Below are 12834 nucleotides of genomic sequence, written 5' to 3' on the forward strand. Positions count from 1 at the left end.
GTTCAAATGGTCGAGTCGTCTCGCCGAATCGATCCGAATGCAATTCGATTGTCGGATTGGCCCCAACTGGACGACCGAGTTCTCAACGACGAAGCGCGGACGACGTTTGGACAGCGTCGCGACGCGATTGAGGCCTATACCAGCGGTAGCTCCCTTCTGCTTATCTACAAGACCTGGGGCATCCACCGTTCCACGCTACACCGTTTGGTCCGTCGAGCACTGAGCGCACACCCGGACGGTCGCCTGTGGGGCTATCGCGCACTGGTGCCGCATGTCCGCGTACAGGCCTATGAACGAAGCAAGGCGCCTCATGCGATTGCGCACGGCAAAGCGGGAAACGCAGGGGCCTTCGGACAGTTGCTGCAGCGTCACCATAGTCTGGCCAAGCAGTTGCGCAAAGAGATCGAAACGAGAAAGGTCCACTTGCAGCCCGGCGAGAAAGGCCGTCTGGTTGGCCTCAAGGCAGTGATACAGCGCTTCCACCAGTCCTGCCGTGAGTTGGGCCTCGGCGCTGGCGACTATCCGCTGAACCAGCATGATAAAGCTGTTCGTTCATTGGCCCGCACACTCAGGGGATGGTTGCAGGATGACTTCGACTTGGCTGCACGCGCTGCCGGCCAAAGGATCAAGTCTGCATCTGCGCTGCGGCAGTTGCCTGAGCGGGGTAGCGCTGACGCGTTCGATACGGTCGAGTTTGACGCCCATAAGATGGACGTGCGCCTGAAGGTAATCGACAACGATCCACTAGGCGGCGAACAAAGCTATGAGATCGAGCGCGTCTGGTTGCTGGCCATCATCGATGTTGCTACGCGCTGTCTTTTGGGCTACACGCTTTCGCTCTCGCGCGAATGTAACCGCTTTGACGCCATCGAAACCTTCAAACGCGCGGTGACGCCGGCGAAGGTCCCCGAACTCACGCTGCCGGGCCTGCGCCTGCTGCCTACCGGTGGTTTCGTCTCGCAGGTCTTGGAGCAAACCAGCTACGCCTGCTGGCGACAGATCCGGCTGGACAATGCGCGAGCGCACTTGGCGGCCACCAGCCTCGATGTCGTCTGCGAGGCGTTGGGTTGCGCGGCCGATTTCGGTCCGGCGTATCAGCCCGATGACCGACCATTCATCGAGCGCTACTTTGGCACGGTCACCGCAACACTTTCGCGGCGGCTCCCCGGGGCGATACGAGGAAAGGATGCGGCAAAGGTCATGCTGAAACGTCTGCGCGACCCGGACGACACTCTGCGGTTACTCGTCACCACGCAGGAACTGGAGGAGCTGCTGCATGTGACGGTGTGGAACTACCACGGCTCGCCTCACGCTGGTCTGGGGGGGCTCACCCCATTGGAGATGATGCACCGGCACGTGCTTGGCATCGGTCGCGACGCGATCCGATTGCGTCTGATCCCCAAGCCGCTACGGGAACATCCCGAACAGCTGCATGACCCGGTACTGTGTCGCGTCCATGGAAACCTCGGCCGCGGTGAACGACCATACATTACCTTCTATCACGTGCGCTACACGAGCCAGAAGCTTGCCCGAAGCAGTGGCTTGATCGGCCAGCGGCTGCGCATCCACTATGACCCGTCAGACTTGCGACAGCTGTGGGCCAGTACTGAAGACGGCCACATGTTGGGCAGTCTGTTCGCTAGCGGCAAGTGGCGTGACGAACCGCATTCGCTGCGGGTGCGCCAGCAAATCTTCAAGGCCAAGCGAGCGCGCGAGCTCGACTTCGGCCCCGGCGACAATCCCATCGAGGTCTTCCTGGCCCTCAGACGCAAGCAGGCCAAAAAGCGTAGGAGGGCGGCCAGCGACATCGCGCAGGTGCAGCGCGAGCGCCGGACAGCAACGCCCCCTCCCACGGATTCCGCAAGTGAAACTGTGACACCCGAACCGCCGCCTTCGCCACTGGCCAAGGGTCCAGTAAAAGGTAAGGCGTTGCGCATTACCAGGGGGTACTCCCGCTGATCATTGGGGCGCGCGCGCAAACGGGCGCAGGCCGGGCCCGACTATTGCCGGCCGTGAAGGCGAAGAGGAACTGATCTCGCCGGCAAGGAGCAGGCATGAACGAGAAGACCACCACGGCCTCGAAAGGCGCACCGCGTGCACGTGTCAGCGCGACCCGAGTCCGCGCAGCCAGCCGCACGCCTCATGCAACGACGGTGAATCCGGCAGACCTGACGGTGCACAATCACCCGCTTGCTCGCCGGCACTATCGGGTGGCGACGGCAGCGATCGAAGGCTTCGTCGACCTCGTCGAACACTGCGTGCGCGTACTGATCCCGGGCGCGTTAATCTACGCCAGACCTCGCATGGGCAAGACTCACGCAATTGACTATTTGGCATTGCACCTAGGCAGGAACCGGGGTGACATCCTCGTGCTAAGGATGTCCTGCGAATATCATCGCACCGACTACGAGGGGGCGTTCTTCAGTGCATTGTTGAGCGCCGCTGGTATCAGGGACCCACAACCCAGGTTCATTGCGGACAAGCGCTTCGCTTTGATGCGTCGGATTAACGAACAACTACAAATGCGCTCGGGTCACATTGTCGTGCTCTTTTGCGACGAAGCACAGCGACTTTCCAAGCACGCACTGGAATGGCTGCGCGACGTCCATGATCAGCTCGCCCACCACGGCGTGCGCCTGATCACCTTTCTGGTAGGGCAGCCGCAACTGATGGAACAGAAGGCGAAATATCAGCTCTCCGGTGACGAGCAAATCGTCGCTCGCTTCATGATCGAGCAACTGCACTTCAGGGGCATTACAGGCGCCGTTGAAGCAGCAACCTGCCTGGCTAGTTACGACATGACGCGCTATCCAGAGGACACCGGGAGTACCTTCACGGCCTTTTTCTATCCCGATGCATACGCCGCCGGCTTAAGACTGGAGCAATCGGCTGCGGCGCTGTGGAATGGCTTCGTGACCGCCCACACGGTCGCGCAACTGGCTGGGCCGATCGAACTGCATATGGATTACTTTAGTCGTGCAGTTGAGTCGGTGCTACTGAATGGCCCTCAGTGGGACAGTGCCGGATTGGTACTAGATTCGGCGCATTGGGAGCGAGCGGTGCGGGAGTCCGGCTACGTCGCCGCGCAACAGACCGTCCAGCCGGAGGTATAGATCATGGTCTTGCCGATCCTTGTGCCGGGCCTGACCGAGTCCGCTCCAGCGAAAGTGTGGATACCGCGCCCGTCTCCTGATACCGCCACGCCGGTTGCTCCGCTCAATCGGTCGCCTCGGGTGCGTAAGCCCGCTGACTTGAACATGGCGGTGAGAATTGTCACGGAGCGAGAACGGGCGATTGTGAGGATCTTACGTCCGCTGGGGATTGGTCCCCTCTCGCGTGAGCGAGCTACGAAGGCTGGGGAATTGCTTGGGCTCCATTGTTCTTCTGTGTATCGCTTGCGGCGGCGCTTCCTCGCGAATCCTGTAGCGAGCGCGTTGATACCGCATAGCTCGGGACCCAAGGCGGGAGATCTTTTTTTGGCAGCGACGGTTGAGAATATCGTGAAAGAAGTGCTTACCGATTGGCTGACACGCCAGCCTTATTTCATACATCCGCTTCTTGAGATCTGCGTCGAGATCCGGAAGCGATGCGCGGGGGCGAGTGTTTGTCCGCCCAGCAGAGCTACCATTTCGCGACGCTGGGCCGCCCATCGGAAGGCAGAGGCGGCGAGCAATGCGAGAGTCAAACTTCCGCTCAGCAAATCGTCTCGGGCGGGTAAGACCACGGAATTGAACATGACGGACACGAATGCAACGGAGCGCGAGCGGGCGATTGTGAGGGTCTTACATCCGCTGGGGAGGGGGCCTCTCTCGCGTCAGCAAGCCAAGAAGGCTGGCGAGTTGCTGGGAGTCCATAGGTCTACGATCTATCGCTTGCGCCGGCGATTCCTCGCGGATCCTGTGGCGAGCGCGTTGATACGTCATGACCCAGGTCCCAAGGCGGGGGAGCGGCATCTAGCAGCGCCGGTCGAAAAGATCGTGAGTAACGTGCTTACCGATTGGCTGCCACGACAGCGTCATCTCACGCATCCTCTTCTCGAGCTCTGCGTCGAAATCCGGAAGCGATGCGCAGCGGCAGGTGTTAGTCCGCCGAGCAGACCTACCATTTCAAGGCGTTGGGCCGCCCAACGGCAAGCGGAGGCCCAGAGCAGTGTGAGGGTCAGGGTACGTCGGAGAATACGACAGGAGGTATAGGCCATGGTCTTGCCGATCCTTGTGTTGGAGCTGTCTGAGCCCGACCCCGAGTATGTGCCGATCCCGCGCGAACGCGAGGTGTTTCCACCGCCAACGAGCAAGCGCGATAAGCTCATTCGCTACTGGCGCCAGATTCTGGGCCGCCGAGCGTTTATCACCGACAGCGGGCGCTATCAGACCCGTTCCTCGAGCGGCTGGACTTGCGAGGCGATGGCCGGGCGCGACTCGAGTGCGTTGCTGCATGACAGCGAGCATTTGACCAGATTATTGCTGCGCCGGGCCTGGGCACAGGTGCCGCGTCGCCAACGGATAATGATCCGTCGCGCCGTTCGACGTTTCGATCCGAACAAGCCCAACATCAAGGTGGCAGCCGCTCAGGTCAACGCGGTGGCGTGGCTGCTCGCCGCGATGCACTGGAACGGCTGTCGGCATCCCAGCGCTCTGTGGTGCAAGCCCCTGCATCCGCTGACCGGAGTGGTGCGTTGGCTCAGCGGCTTTGACGTTGTTGAACAGCATGAGCATTCGCGTGAGATCCTCACGAAGCTGGCGGAAGGGGTGGGGTGCGTCGAACGGCAAAGCCGCCAACTCGTTGTTGCGATGAAGGCCGAAAGGCAAGTTGTCGCGTTGCTGCCTGAATTGCTGCAGTGAGAAAGCTTGAGTCGTGAGAGACGAAACCTGCACAGCCCATGGCGCGGAGCAACATTACTACGCAAACGTACTGCGATTATCGCGATTATTACAGTTCACGGTTGTGTCGGTCCTGAAAGCACTCGCAGCGTGGATGGACGTCTGCCGCAACCTGCAATCGCCGACTAAGATGGCTGTTTGAGACGTGCTTTCTCCGCCTTGGCCAGATAGGAGTGCAGCTTCTTAAGGTGCTCGGACATCAACAGGGAGGCTTGCTCGACCTCGCGCGCCCGAAGGTGTTGCAGAATGCGGAAGTGCGTCTTAACGGTCGTCGGCAAGGGCACCGCATTGTCCCGCTGCAGTAGCGAGGAAACCAGGTCGGTAAGGGCGCCGACCAGCAGCACCATCACCTCGTTGTGTGTGGCCCGTGCGAGGACGCGATAGTAGTCCAGCAGTTGGGCTCGGCGCTCTATCAGCTTGCCTTCTTTGGTGAGCGCCTCAGTCAACTCGATGCTGCGCTGTAGCGCGTCGAAGTCCGCCTCGGTGCCGCGCATGCAGGCGAGGCGAATGACTGCGTCCTGAACGATGGCCCGGCTCTCCGTCAGATCCTGGATCGAGATGCTGCCAAAACTCAGCAGGTCATTCAGCGAGCTGGACACCACAGACGAGCCAACCTGCGAGATGTAGGTTCCGCCCTTTGGACCTTTGCGCAGTTCGATCACGCCTGAACGCTCGAGGCTTCTCAGTGCCTCCCGGACTGCCGACCTGGAGGTTTGAAATCCCTCGGCGAGATCCCGTTCCGAAGGCAGCCTGTCGCCTGGCTTGAGGGCGCCGCTTGCCAGCTGCTCTTTGATCTTTTCGCAGATGTCCTCAAAGACCCGTGGCGGCCTGTCAGTCGTCGCGCTTGAATCTGGCGTTGGCACAATACGTGGAAATCGCACTGGATAGATAAGCAAAATGTGGGGCCGAGGATGAACAGCGCTCTCTTGTCGCGCTGGCGCTACTCAGCAACTACGCCGGCAGCCTTGATCATGGCGGAGGTCTGCTGGCTTTCGGCTCGGATTGTATCAGCCAGCATCTTGCCATCGCCGGCTACAACGGTGAGACCCTTCGCATGGACTTGCTGCTCGACGAACACCGGATCCCTCAGCACTTCCGCTACGGCCGCCCGGATCTCTTTGACTACGGCGTCGGGCGTACCGGCCGGCGCAAACAGCGCATACCAGATCGAGCTCTTGGCATAGGGAAAACCTTGTTCCACCGTGGTTGGCACGGACGGGTACTGGCTCAGTCTGGTATTGCCTGCCACTGCCAGCGGCTTGAGCCTGCCGGACTTGATATGGGTTTCCATCACGGCGACGCTGCCGCTGGCAAGCTGCACGTCATTCGCGAGCAATGCAGTCAGATTCTGCGAGATGCCGTTGTAGGGGACATGCAGGAGTTGAATCTTCTCGTGATCGTTGATCGCGGAGAAGAGCAGGTGCGGCTGGCTGCCGTTCCCGTAGGAGCCGAAGTTCAGGCTGTCCGGTTTCTTCCTGGCCAGATCCACCAGCTCCCTGAGGGAATTTGCGGGTAGCCTGGCATTGGCCACGATCAACTGGTCGGCCTTGACCATCATGATGACTGGCGCAAAACTCTTCTCGGGATCGTACGGCAGCTTTTTGTACAGGAAGCGGTTCGAGACGACAGTCTGGTTCACCGTTGCCAGCAGTGTGTAGCCGTCTGCAGGCGCGCGCGCCACGAATGCCGCGCCAATCGCGGAGCCCGCGCCGGCCTTGTTATCCACGACGATCGGCTGCTTCCAGCGGGCAGTCAACCGACTTGTCATGGCGCGGACGAGGACGTCGATGCCGCCCCCGGCGGCGAACGGGACAATGACGTTGACGGGCTTTTCCGGATAGGCAGCCAGCACCGGCGCGGCAGCGAGCAGCAGCGCGCTGGATGCGAACAGCATTATCTTCTTGAACATGTTGTCTCCTGATCTTCTGGTCCGGGTGCCACCGGCAGTCCTTGCCTGCACCGGTTTATCGGACATCGCGGCACGGTCGTCGCGATGTTGGTCACAAGGCCCGGTCCGTTTTAGTACGCACGTGGTGCAACGGCTTCGCGTTCCTTGACGTCCAGACTCATTTCACCCACGCCCTCGATGGCGATCTTCAACGTATCGCCTGCCGCGAACGGTCCAACGCCTTCCGGCGTGCCGGTGGCGATGACATCGCCAGGCGACAGCGGCAGCACCGACGAGATCAACTCGATCAGCTCCGCCACGCCGACGATCATGTCCTGTGTTGAAGCTTGCTGGCGCAGTTCGCCATTGACCCATAGCTGGTTGCTCAACCCGTGCGGATCGCCGACCTCGTCGGCCGTGACGATCCATGGCCCCAGCGGGGTGAAACCCTCGAAGGATTTGCGCATCGAGCGCTCTTCTTCCGCGACGCCGGGTTCGATACGCATGGTGGCGTCGATCAGGCAGGCATAGCCGAACACATATTCCATGGCGTGTTCGCGCGGAACATCGCGACCCGCTTTTCCAATGATGACCGCCAGCTCGGATTCGTGATCGAAGCGCCGGGTGGAACCCTTGGGCAGGAAAATCGTACCGCCGGCCCCAACCAGGGAGCCGGGTGCCTTCAAGAAGAAGCCTTGTTCCCTGGCGCTACGGCCGCCCTTGGTGACGACGCGCTCCCCCAGTTCGCCGATGTGCTTGCGGTAGTTTGCCGGCGCGGCAAATACATGCGGCGGGCAGGGCGCGGCGGGAAGGAGGCGCACCGTATCCAGGCGTCGAGGGAGGCTTGCCGCGCGGCATCGCTTGAGTTCCTCCTGAACATTGCCCCAGTTGGCGATGAGCCAGTTCAACCGCTGCTGCGGAAGAGCGTCGATAGCGGAAGGCACCACCGCGGTGACATCGTACAGTTGGTCTCCTTCCACCAGACCAATCCGGTAATCGTCGAACGACCCGATCTTCATGCCAGTTCCTCTCTAAAGTAACCCAATGATTTCAGTACCGGCAGATCGTTGACCTGCCACAGCAGTGCGTCTTGCCTGCCGGTGTTCTCATGTGCGTGCCAATCCCATGGCGCAACCGTGAAGAGGTCGCCTGCGCACCACGCGAAGCGCTGGTCCCCGACGCTGGTTGCCCCTTCGCCGCGCATGACGTAGTAGAGCTTGCTGCCGGTGTGGCGCCGCTTCCGCCCCACAAAGCCGGACCGCAGCAACTGCATCCGCATGGCGAGCGTTGGCATGGCAGGGCCGCCGCCCAGCGGATTGCGATACTCGAGCACAACATCGTCATACGCATCACCCGGCATGCCCGCGGCGGCAGCAATAGCCTTCTCGGCAACGTCGAAAGGGTAGGCCAGCAGCGGGTTGGCGCCGCCGGCGCGAGGCTGCGCGCCGGGAGGCATCATCAAGCCGCTGCCGAACTGGCGCCAGCTCCGATCCGGCACCGTGTCCACCGGCTGCAGGCCATCCGTGTAGGGTTCGAAGAACGTGGCCTCCAGCGCTTGCATCAGCGAGATATCAAGGACGTCAAGCCAGATCATCGGCTGGTCGCCCCGATGCACGTGATCGTGCCACGCCCATGATGGTGTCAGCACGAGATCGCCCGTGCGCATCGGATAGCACTCGCCATCCACCGTCGTCCATGCTCCCTCGCCTTGCATGATGAATCGCAGGGCGTTGGCAGTGTGGCGGTGCGCGGTGGCGACTTCGCCGGGCAGGATGACCTGGATCGATGCCCAGAACGTATTTGTAGTGCCGCGCGGCAGGCCGGGATTGTGCAGGCGCAGTGTCCGGCGCGGCCCACCTGCGGTCAGGTCGACCTCCTGTCCGATGCGTTCCAGCAAGGGGGACAGATCCTCCCAGCGCCAATGCACGGACTGGGTCGCTGGCCGTGGGCTGCGCGTGAACAATGGGGGATCGTCTGACTGGTGCACTTGGCAGTGGTACTTTGCCAGGTCCTGCTTCAGGGCACGTCTGCGATCCGCGTCCTGGCCGATGAACTCGTCTGACATATCAGACCTCGGCCAGTTGGTAAGCGCGGCGCGGAACAGGACTGCCGGCGGCACCCATGCCCCGCACGACATCGACGATGCGGCGGGCATCTGCGGGGATAGTGTCGCCACGCCATGCCACCGAGCCGTCCGGTCGTACCAGCACCAGGCGGCGTCCATAGATGGCCTGGGCTTCGCCTTCCGCGATATCGGCCACCTCCAGCGGCAGACCGACCTCTGCAGCCGCCTGCGTGATGGCATCCACCGCGGGCGGATGATCGCCAAAGCGCAGCAGTACGAAATGCTTGCCGAAAAGGTCCAGCGTGGACTTTCCTTTGGAAAGCCACACGTGGGGCGCGCGCGATCCCGGCCTCGCGCTCTGCGTGTACCGTGCCACCTCGTTGGGCGGGGCGGGCGTGCCATCGGGAACGACGATCGGCGAATCCTCATAGACATAACCGAGATGGATGCCGATCGAGAACCATTCGCGCTTCATCATCTCCGTATAACGCGCACCGTACTCACGGCGTGCCGCATCGATATGCACGTTGTCGCTGTCGAAGATGGCCGCTTCGGGCTTGACCACCCGCGGCGACAGCATCCGCCGGAGATTCTCTCCGGCTTCTGTGACGTTGCGCACCGCGACGGGCCGCTGCTCATCCTCGTAGGAATCGAGCAGAAGGGGGCCGCCCCAGCCCTGCAGCGTGCCAGCCAGCTTCCAGCTCAGGTTGACTACATCAAGGATGCCCGTGTTCATACCGAAGCCGCCTGTCGGGGAGGTCAGGTGTGCAGCGTCGCCGGCGATGAAAACCCGTCCCTTGCGGTAATGGTCCGCCACCAGTTGCCGCCTGACCCAGGGCAGGACCGAGAGAATCTCGAAGTCGAACTCCCGTCCCACGGCTCGAACAATGGCGCGGCGGATCTCGTCCTCGCCGAGCGTGCGCTTTTCGGCGTTGCCTACCAGAGAGAATCGCCATTGGTCACGGCCGTTGATGGCCACCAGCGTCGCCCAGGTGCCCTCCGGTCCGATGAAGATATAGCGGTAGCCGGGCTGCTTGGTGTGGAGCCGCTCGAGCCCGTCGCAGCGGAAGATGACGTTGGTCGTGTAAGTCAGCACGGCATCGCCCGACATGCCGATGCCGAGTGCCTGGCGCACTGCGCTGGCACCGCCGTCGCAGCCCACCAGGTACTGCGCTTCGATCTGGCGGCGTGCTCCGGTTTTTCCATCCTTGACCGTCACGATTACGTGGTCGCCACGGTCTTCCAGTGTCTCCAGCTCCGTCTCGTATACCAACTCCGCGGCCCCCGTGCTGGCGGCAAAGCGCTGCAGCACCGGATCGAAGAAGTTCTGCGGGCAGCGCTCACGCTTTTGCGGGCTTTGCGGCGGACATGTTTCGTTTCTTGGCGCCGGGAATGTCTCCCGGCCGAACTCATATCCATTCAAGTCGGTCACCCAGGCACAGTCCTGCGGGTAGTCCCGGTTGTAGCCGGCCTGTTCCACCGCCTCGACGATGCCCCAACGCCGGCAAAACTCCATGGTTCTGATGCCGACCATGTCCATGCGAGGCTGAGGAACGATTCCGTTGCTCCTTTCGATCAGGGTGCACTCGACACCACGCCATCCGAGATCGCCCGCTAATGCCAGGCCGACTGGTCCACCTCCCACGATCAGTACCGGGGTCTTCTGGATCATCTGTCCCTCCATTCTTCATTTAAGTCGACGCTGCCGCCCGCTAGCCAGAACCGTCGACATGACTCGACAAAGCAGTCCGGACCTCGGGGCATGCGTTGGACACTACAAGTTGGTCAGACCATGTTGGTAGGACCATGTTGGTCTGACCAAATTGTAGCGAAGTAGATGATGTGCGCGAGTTGGTAGAAACCCTCGGGCGACGATCGAGGGTTGAGGTGAATGCTCTTGAGGAAACACGGCGGCCGTACTGGAGGCGCCGGGCCCGAGAGCCTGTTCGGCAGGGGATTTCGGGTCGTTCGGCGCAGCTATACCGTTGCACGGTATAATTTCATGATCATGAAATCACCAGGAGAGCAGCTTCCACGCTGGCCTCCCGTCTTCACGGGACGGGCCTCAATGCCGCGACCACTACCTGATCCGAGGCCACCTTCGCGCGCGACAATTCGCACCATTGACCAATTGGGCGACCGCATTCGAGCAAGCCGGGCAGGAGGAGGGATGCCCATTGACCAGGCGGCGAAGCATTGCGGTGTCTCCATCGGCATGCTGTCCAAGCTAGAGAACGGCAAGGGCGTCAATCTCGAGCACGCCCTGCGTGTGATGGACGGGTTGGGTTTGACGATGCTGGTCGTTCCCAAGGCGCATGCGCCTTAGCTCGAACAGGCAGCAGCCCATGCGGCCAGGATCGGCGTGGATGCGTCCAGGGAAAGAGAACAGCACGCCTGGCTGGAAGAGTAGAGACGCGATGAGGATGGGCGTCATTCGGTGTATCGCGTGGAGCGGTTTTAGCAGCCGCGTATCCTGCGCTGAGCCGCATGTGGTGCTCATATCCGTGCGCAATGGCCATGGATTGGCATGCTCGCGCGCCTACGTCTTGCTGGTCCAGCCGATCCGATGCCGCTCCTGTGTGGCCTGGTGCCGCGCGTCCTCTTCGCTGTGGAGGTAGCCGCTGGTGGTCGCGATCGAGGCATGGCCAAAGTCGCACATGACCGACCAGCAGGTCGAGCATAATTGCGATTCCCCGCCAGCCCTCTGGCCCTGAGCCTTGGGCTCATCGTGGCCATCGGCGCACAGAACGCGTTCGTACTGCGTCAGGGTCTGCGTCGCGAGCATGTGGGCAGCGTGGTGCTGTTCTGCGCCATGGCGGACGCTTTGCTGATTGCCGCGGGTGTCATGGGCATGGCCCAAGCGTTGGGGGAGAGGCCCGGCCTAGCTCGTGCACTCGCGCTGGCGGGTGCCGTCTTCTTGGCGGTATACGGATGGCAGGCTCTGCGACGCGCCCGGCATTCGCACCTATTGAGAGCCGCGGAGGGTGGGGCGGGTCTCAGCCGAGGCGCCGCAATGGCGCAGGCGGCGGCCTTTACGCTGCTCAGCCCCCATGTTTACCTCGATACGGTGCTGCTGGTGGGCAGCATTGGTGCCCAGCAACCAGCAGCGCTAAGGGGCTGGTTTGTGGCGCGCGCAAGTTTTGCAAGCCTGTTCTGGTTTGGGCTTCTCGGATTTGGCGCGCGTTGGCTGGCGCCCTGGTTCTCCCGACCGAGGGCATGGCAGGTGCTTGACGGCATGATCGGTGTGACCATGTTCGTGTTGTCGGCTCTGCTGGTGCGTCACGTACTCAACGGATTGTGAGGCGTTCTCATGTACATCAGACAGCGGCACCAACTCACTGATCGTGAGACGATTTTTTCGCTGATGGGGTCTTATCCGCTGGGGGCTTGGGTATGCCATGGCGATTGCGGTCTCATTGCGAACCATGTCCCCTTCCTTCTCGACCGCAGCAGGGGGCCATTCGGCACGCTGATCGGCCACATCTCTCGCGCCAACACCGCATGGCGCGAACTGGGCGCGGACAAGCCTTCGGTGGTAATGTTCCAGGGACCACAAGCCTACATCACGCCAGGGTGGTATCCCGGCAAGTCCGAGCATGGGATGGTCGTGCCGACCTGGAACTACGCGGTGGCGCATGCACATGGTATTGCACGGGCGATCGAGGACCGTGACTGGTTACTCGACATGCTGAACCGACTGACGGAAGTTCACGAGGCCAGACAACCGGTGCCGTGGCAGGTTGGCGATGCACCTCCATCGTTCATCGACAAACTCTTGCGCGCAATCGTCGGCATAGAGATTCCCATCGAACGACTCGAGGGAAAACTCAAGGCAAGCCAGGACGAAGCCACGCAGGACAGGATCGGCACAGTAAGTGGCTTGCTGAAGGAGCCTTGCCATGAGGCCCGCTTGATGGCCGCTCCGGTTATGACAGCCGTTGACGCCGATGCGCCCCCTCAATCATGACTGGCTTAAGGCGCGACAAGCCCCGTTTCTTCCT

11 protein-coding genes and 1 pseudogene are annotated in these 12834 nt (G+C 61.7%); 6 read left to right on the forward strand and 6 right to left on the reverse strand.

The annotated features are described in order from the left end of the window. The first annotated feature begins 6 nt into the window (after positions 1-6). From ACZ5MJ_RS35830 to ACZ5MJ_RS35840, 3 genes are all read left to right on the forward strand, one after another. A complete protein-coding gene (locus tag ACZ5MJ_RS35830) occupies positions 7-1959 on the forward strand; it encodes a hypothetical protein (protein ID WP_464227115.1) in 1953 nt (650 codons plus the stop codon). 95 nt (positions 1960-2054) lie between these two features. After that, positions 2055-3113 carry an AAA family ATPase gene (locus tag ACZ5MJ_RS35835; protein WP_464227116.1) on the forward strand — a complete coding sequence of 353 codons (1059 nt, stop codon included), beginning with the start codon at positions 2055-2057 and terminating at the stop codon, positions 3111-3113. A gap of 1083 nt (positions 3114-4196) precedes the next feature. Then, entirely contained in the window at positions 4197-4841 is a 645-nt protein-coding gene (locus tag ACZ5MJ_RS35840; RefSeq protein WP_464227117.1) for a hypothetical protein, read from the forward strand. Positions 4842-5005: 164 nt separating this feature from the next. On the opposite strand, the gene ACZ5MJ_RS35845 is transcribed toward ACZ5MJ_RS35840, so the two are convergent. The 5 genes from ACZ5MJ_RS35845 to ACZ5MJ_RS35865 all read right to left on the reverse strand — a co-directional run bounded on the left by ACZ5MJ_RS35845 (position 5006) and on the right by ACZ5MJ_RS35865 (position 10505). Then, positions 5006-5761 carry a FadR/GntR family transcriptional regulator gene (locus ACZ5MJ_RS35845; RefSeq protein WP_464227536.1) on the reverse strand — a complete coding sequence of 252 codons (756 nt, stop codon included), beginning with the start codon at positions 5759-5761 and terminating at the stop codon, positions 5006-5008. Positions 5762-5820: 59 nt separating this feature from the next. Beyond that, positions 5821-6789 carry a Bug family tripartite tricarboxylate transporter substrate binding protein gene (locus ACZ5MJ_RS35850; protein WP_464227118.1) on the reverse strand — a complete coding sequence of 323 codons (969 nt, stop codon included), beginning with the start codon at positions 6787-6789 and terminating at the stop codon, positions 5821-5823. Positions 6790-6899: 110 nt separating this feature from the next. After that, positions 6900-7787: a fumarylacetoacetate hydrolase family protein gene (locus ACZ5MJ_RS35855; protein WP_464227119.1), complete on the reverse strand. Its 888-nt coding sequence runs from the start codon at positions 7785-7787 to the stop codon at positions 6900-6902. After that, positions 7784-8665 (reverse strand): cupin domain-containing protein, encoded by an 882-nt coding sequence (locus ACZ5MJ_RS35860; protein ID WP_464227120.1) that lies wholly within the window; start codon positions 8663-8665, stop codon positions 7784-7786. Before ACZ5MJ_RS35860 ends, ACZ5MJ_RS35855 begins: the two co-directional genes overlap by 4 nt. Positions 8666-8834: 169 nt before the next feature. Next, entirely contained in the window at positions 8835-10505 is a 1671-nt protein-coding gene (locus ACZ5MJ_RS35865; protein WP_464227121.1) for an FAD-dependent oxidoreductase, read from the reverse strand. 498 nt (positions 10506-11003) lie between these two features. On the opposite strand from ACZ5MJ_RS35865, the gene ACZ5MJ_RS35870 reads away from it, so the two are divergent. Then, positions 11004-11159 (forward strand): helix-turn-helix domain-containing protein, encoded by a 156-nt coding sequence (locus ACZ5MJ_RS35870; RefSeq protein ID WP_464227122.1) that lies wholly within the window; start codon positions 11004-11006, stop codon positions 11157-11159. A 213-nt stretch (positions 11160-11372) separates the two neighbouring features. Here ACZ5MJ_RS35870 and ACZ5MJ_RS35875 read toward each other — a convergent pair. Continuing rightward, a pseudogene (locus ACZ5MJ_RS35875) lies at positions 11373-11486 on the reverse strand (recombinase XerD); the annotation flags it as partial. Between the two features lie 30 nt (positions 11487-11516). Here ACZ5MJ_RS35875 and ACZ5MJ_RS35880 point away from each other — a divergent pair. Together ACZ5MJ_RS35880 and ACZ5MJ_RS35885 are read left to right on the forward strand one after the other, a co-directional pair. Further along, on the forward strand, positions 11517-12134 hold the full coding sequence (locus ACZ5MJ_RS35880; protein WP_464227123.1) for a LysE/ArgO family amino acid transporter: 618 nt from the start codon (positions 11517-11519) through the stop codon (positions 12132-12134). Between the two features lie 9 nt (positions 12135-12143). Then, entirely contained in the window at positions 12144-12800 is a 657-nt protein-coding gene (locus ACZ5MJ_RS35885; RefSeq protein WP_464227124.1) for an FMN-binding negative transcriptional regulator, read from the forward strand. Positions 12801-12834: the final 34 nt, after the last annotated feature.

The organism is Cupriavidus sp. LA-1 (assembly GCF_055385985.1).

Excerpts from the sequence above, each read along its gene's own strand:
- ACZ5MJ_RS35865 (WP_464227121.1), bottom strand. The coding sequence starts at position 10,505 with ATGATCCAGAAGACCCCGGTACTGATCGTGGGAGGTGGACCAGTCGGC.
- ACZ5MJ_RS35840 (WP_464227117.1), top strand. The coding sequence starts at position 4,197 with ATGGTCTTGCCGATCCTTGTGTTGGAGCTGTCTGAGCCCGACCCCGAG.
- ACZ5MJ_RS35885 (WP_464227124.1), top strand. The coding sequence starts at position 12,144 with ATGTACATCAGACAGCGGCACCAACTCACTGATCGTGAGACGATTTTT.
- ACZ5MJ_RS35830 (WP_464227115.1), top strand. The coding sequence starts at position 7 with ATGGTCGAGTCGTCTCGCCGAATCGATCCGAATGCAATTCGATTGTCG.
- ACZ5MJ_RS35835 (WP_464227116.1), top strand. The coding sequence starts at position 2,055 with ATGAACGAGAAGACCACCACGGCCTCGAAAGGCGCACCGCGTGCACGT.
- ACZ5MJ_RS35850 (WP_464227118.1), bottom strand. The coding sequence starts at position 6,789 with ATGTTCAAGAAGATAATGCTGTTCGCATCCAGCGCGCTGCTGCTCGCT.
- ACZ5MJ_RS35870 (WP_464227122.1), top strand. The coding sequence starts at position 11,004 with ATGCCCATTGACCAGGCGGCGAAGCATTGCGGTGTCTCCATCGGCATG.
- ACZ5MJ_RS35855 (WP_464227119.1), bottom strand. The coding sequence starts at position 7,787 with ATGAAGATCGGGTCGTTCGACGATTACCGGATTGGTCTGGTGGAAGGA.